This window comes from Terrimonas pollutisoli, from assembly GCF_029360765.1.
Taxonomy (GTDB): Bacteria; Bacteroidota; Bacteroidia; order Chitinophagales; family Chitinophagaceae; genus Terrimonas_B; species Terrimonas_B pollutisoli.
The window spans coordinates 1-805 of the sequence record NZ_JARKNA010000064.1 but is presented as its reverse complement, the minus strand read 5'-3'; the positions used below and the strand labels follow the sequence as shown (position 1 = coordinate 805).

1 protein-coding gene is annotated in these 805 nt (G+C 48.1%); it reads left to right on the top strand.

Annotation, left to right across the window (positions count from 1 at the left end):
• Positions 1 to 805 (top strand): SprB repeat-containing protein (locus tag P2W73_RS26365; protein WP_276505097.1); only part of this gene is annotated, 805 nt, incomplete at both ends.

Genomic DNA, 805 nt, shown 5'->3' with positions numbered 1-805 from the left:
ACCGATGCCAATAATTGTACTGCGACTACTTCTGTTACCATTACACAACCTGCTGCAGCCCTGGCTCTCACTTCTTCAAAAGTGGATGTGCTTTGCTTTGGTAATGCCACCGGTTCTGTTGATTTAACTGTTAACGGTGGTACCGCTCCTTATACTTATTTGTGGAGCAATGGCGCTGCTACACAGGACATCACGGCTCTTGTGGCCGGCACATATTCGGTCACCGTTACCGATGCCAATAATTGTACAGCCACTACTTCTGTTACCATTACACAACCTGCTGCAGCCCTTGCTTTGAGTGAAGCCCATGTCAATGTGCTTTGCTTTGGTAATGCCACCGGTTCGGTTGACTTAACTGTTAACGGTGGTACCGCTCCTTATACTTATGTGTGGAGCAATGGTGCAAGCACGCAGGACATCACCGCTCTTGCTGCAGGAACTTATACCGTTACCGTTACCGATGCCAATAATTGTACAGCCACTACTTCTGTTACCATTACACAACCTGCTGCAGCCCTTGCTTTGAGTGAAGCCCATGTCAATGTGCTTTGCTTTGGTAATGCCACCGGTTCGGTTGACTTAACTGTTAACGGTGGTACAACTCCTTATACTTATGTGTGGAGCAATGGCGCAAGCACGCAAGACATCACCGCTCTTGTGGCCGGCACTTATTCGGTCACCGTTACCGATGCCAATAATTGTACAGCGACTACTTCTGTTACCATTACACAACCTGCTGCTGCTCTTGCTTTGAGTGAGGCTCATGTCAATGTGCTTTGCTTTGGCAACAGTACCGGTTCTGTTG